Origin of the sequence: Chryseobacterium barbadense, from assembly GCF_042849955.1 — a bacterium.
Lineage (GTDB): Bacteria > Bacteroidota > Bacteroidia > Flavobacteriales > Weeksellaceae > Chryseobacterium.
Genome location: NZ_BAAFHL010000116.1, coordinates 1 through 4,121 on the forward strand (window position 1 = coordinate 1; position 4,121 = coordinate 4,121).

The following is a 4,121-nucleotide window of genomic DNA, read 5'->3' on the forward strand; positions in this document are numbered from 1 at the left end:
CTCCCAAGTCGTAGAGGTAGTAAATTTTCTCACTCCATCAGCTACCATGCAAGCATCATATTCAAACTTCACAGGTTTGGTACTCCAGTCATTTCCTACTTGGATTTGTTGTTGGATCCTGTCCAGTGGTGAGTTTTCCAGTGTTTTTTCAGCATAGATTTTTTCAGCTCCATAAATTGTTGAAGCATTTCCAAGTGGTGAAGTATAAATAGTTCCATTCTGGGTTCCTGACTGTGGCACAGGAAGGTAATCTTTGACTTGTCTTCCAAAAGCATCATATTCGATATAAGAAACCACATCTTTTCCTGTTGGCGAAGCTTTTACATTCACCACCTGCTTAGGCCTTCCCAACCCGTCAAGATATTGTACTGCTTCTGAGGTTTTAGGAGTTCCTGCTGTAGGATCCGACAGATAGGTTTTGGTATATACATAGTTTTCAGTTGTACTCGGTGTAGTCTGGGCAAACGTCCAACCTGCCGCCAAAAAACTGCTTAATAGAATTATTCTTTTTTTCATCATCCTTAGTTTTTGTAGTTGTATTTAAACTCTTTTAATGCTTTGCCATCTTCATCCATCAGTTTCTCCAATCTGTTCGCATTGTCATACTGGTAAGTTTCCTTGATTCCGGATGGCGGAATCATGGTGGTAACCCCGATAAGTGGATTATGGGTAAGGGTGGTCACCTGGTAATTCTGAAGGGCAGAATGGTTTCGGAAGTTATTCAATGCCGTCACTAAAGCTCCTTCTGTGGAAGGATCATTACCATCTGTATCAGAAGCTGAAACAATTGAAGAGATCAATCCTAGATTTTCCAGATCGGCATAGGCAATGCCCTCTACTTTGGCAATCGGCTGTGTTTTCTGGTATCCCCAGACAATAGATACGGGAATGCCTTCTTTGGTCGTGTACTGTAATAGGTTACCTAATGCATCATACTTGTTGAAGGTAACATTGGTTTCCAATGACTGAGCTCCGACAGCAGACTGTATTTCTTTCGGAAGATAAGATACATTAGCTCCCCAATTGTTATCATATACGATTTTCTTACTGTCTATTAAGATATTGTTCTTATAACTTTCTATTTTCTCAATTTCAGCAATTCTGTTCTGGGAATAAGCAGAGTTTCCGGTGTGGTAATAATACAATGTTTTAAGGGTTCCGCCGTCTGCTTTATTCACAATATGAGAACTCATCCTTTTGTTGACTGTATTATACTCAAATGCTTCACTTCTCTGGATGACTTTCTGGGTCCCATTTTCATAGAAATAGTTCTTTGATGTGGTATTGGTAAGCTGTGTCCATCCAAATGTTTCAAAAACAGGTACCGGAATAAATTTAGGGGTATTCAGATCCAAAGGTAATCCGCCCCAGAAAGATCTCGGAGAAGAATAAGCATCACTACATTCCATACAGGAAATTCCATCGTTAAGTGAAAATTTATACAAGGCATAGGTTTTAGGATAACTTGCGTTGCTTCCGTTATATACCTCTGCAGGTTTTATAAATTTAACTCCGGTGTATTCTTCGTAATTGATATAGTTATACTGGTTCTCCGTTTCAGATAATTTTCTGGAAGTGTTATCGTACACAATCGAACGGATCAGGTTTCCTCTTTTATAATCATAATTCCTGGGTTGTACAAAAGGCGGGCCTGCCGGATATTCTATATTAGGGAAGTCTATAGGTGAGGTATATTCAAAAGTTGTTTTTCCTCTTCCTGTTCCGGTACCATCTTCCACCGTCACAAATTTATAGCCTACTGCAGCTCCCTGGGTTTTAAATAGTGGAATATTATTTTCGGTAGTGATGACATCATAGGTATTGGAATAGGTGTCGATCTGGCTATCTCCATCATAGCAGGTAGTGGTCCACCCATAAGGTTTAAATTTAAATTTAGCACTGAATCCCTGAGTATACTTGAATAATGGCTTCGGATCTGCCAAAGCTCCGCTACTGGTAGTGGTTCCGTTAAAATTATAGGTGTATTTTTTTTCTTTGGACGGAGAAACCGGATGCGGGTGTAGATTTTTATAAAAATCCGCCGGAGCATCATAATTAAAATAGCCGATTCTTCTGATTCTGTTTCCTCCACCATATAAGAAATTATTGATCGCTCCTTCATTATAATATTCTACTCCCATGGTATCCGTTCCATTATAATTGATATCAAAATTCTGTCTCCAGATACGGTATCCCTTATTTTTCTCCAGGATAACATAAAAACAACAGTTGGAATTAGCCGAAGAGCAGTTAAGATTCTGTACTTTTTCCCACTTGGAAGTTGCGGTATTATAAACTTGTAACATAAATGAGCGGGTATCAACTCCCGGATCTCCCGATAAAGTGATACTTGGAGAAAATTTCACTCTCCTGTCTGAAGTTGAAGTAGGTAATAATATGGTATTATTGCTGTTAGTAAAGCTTAAACCATCTGATGACTGGAAAATATATTCTTTATTTTCACTGAAATCCGTTATCTGCTGATCTCCCACATAAGAATATCTGTTGGCTTCAAAGTCAAAAACCACACTTCCTCCGGTAGGATATTTAATTTTCTGCAACAGATCCGTTGTTGAAAATGAAGGATCTACTTTTCTTCTGTATTCGGAAGAGGCATTGGAATCGCAGACATCCGTTAGGTTAAAGTATCCCCAAGAGTCTTTATTAACTACTTTCCCTGCAGTGCTATTATCTTCATAGGTTAGCTGATAGCTTCCAATTAACTGTCCTGTTTTATCCAGCTCATCTACTTTTTTCAAAAACATTCTTGTATCCAGAACTGTTTTGTAATCCTGGGTAAAACTGTATTTTTTGATCAGATGATTTTCCCAGTCCGACAAAGAAACTGATTTAAGATAAGATGCATTTTCAGGTGACATCAAATTACTATCCTGTCTTCCCTGAATATATTCGAATTTGATTAATGCGTTATTGGTTACTTTAATAGTTTTTAATTTCTTCGTTTTTACCAGGGTAGAAGACCTTGTTACTGTAGTTACCGGTGGAAAATCATCACAGTGGTTATAGGTATCATATATATAAGAGAGACTTTGCCCCAGATCACCAAATTCCGTTGTTCTCTTGGTTACATTAGTAAAACCTTCCTTGATCTCATTCTCATTGTATTCGTAGGTGATCAGGGTAATATTATTGGGGCTGATCACTTTTGAAAGGTGGAAAGAACTGTTGAATTCCCGGTCCGTGTATAAGTTATCAAATGAAACCAATTGTCCGTTCTTATAGTAAGAATTTAATGTTCCTCCATAATTATTGGAAATTTCTATGATATCAAAAACATATTGATACCCCTGATCATCGAAGATAACAAACCCTGTAGGTTTCAAAGTACTGGTATCATATTGATTGATAATTTTAACCGTATAACTATCCAATGGTACTACTTCAAGGCTTCCTGAGCTGTTTTTTTTGATATAAAACCTTCCCGTCCTTCCAAAAAAATTGAATTGCCATACGTCCTGTTCCGTATCGTATATTTCTGAACGGTTGGCCATCCAGATATATTCATTTCCGGTTTCCTGATCTGCCGCTGATAAATTAGGTTTGTAATAATCTTTGGTTGCATTCAGAATATTATTTGAAAAATAATAGAAGTTATTGATGTGATTGGCGGTAGTAGTCTGATAAACTCCTACTTTTCCGGGTTTAGAACCGGAAGCCAGCACCAATTCTTCATCTGGATATCCTTTTACCGTTCTGGAAACAGTTCCGCCTGCAAATAAATTCCATCCTAATCCTACATCACTGGCAATTTCATCGGCCGCAACACTGGAAGTATGATACTTTAGAGCAATATTGACATTAATATCTTTGGAATTACTTGCTACACTGAAAAGCGGAAGAGAAATATCCGGGACTCCCGTATAATTGCTCACCGGAACTTCTTCGAATTTCATCAAAGATGCTACTGTAGGTGATGGCGGGATCATTTGTGGTAAATCTGTTTTTATGGCAGGGGCATCCTGTCCTTTAAGGCTGGTATTGATAGCCATAACACTTAGCATGGCTACCAGTATATAATTTCTTCTCATCTTAGTTTATTTCTTAATAATTTTCGCACTTGCGTTTTTATTAGTATCCGTTTTAATGGTAACTAAATAAGC

Annotated in this window: 2 protein-coding genes; both read right to left on the minus strand. The window is 37.9% G+C overall.

All coding sequences use genetic code 11. From position 1 onward, the window contains the following. On the minus strand, positions 1-516 hold a 516-nt coding region (locus ACGHIN_RS16840), incomplete at its 3' end, for a DUF6443 domain-containing protein (RefSeq protein ID WP_390456250.1). 5 nt (positions 517-521) lie between these two features. Then, entirely contained in the window at positions 522-4,049 is a 3,528-nt protein-coding gene (locus tag ACGHIN_RS16845) for a hypothetical protein (RefSeq protein ID WP_390456253.1), read from the minus strand. Positions 4,050-4,121: the final 72 nt, after the last annotated feature.

What these genes read in the sequence shown, in the direction of transcription:
- ACGHIN_RS16845 (WP_390456253.1), bottom strand. Translation starts at nt 4,049, where the DNA reads ATGAGAAGAAATTATATACTGGTAGCCATGCTAAGTGTTATGGCTATC.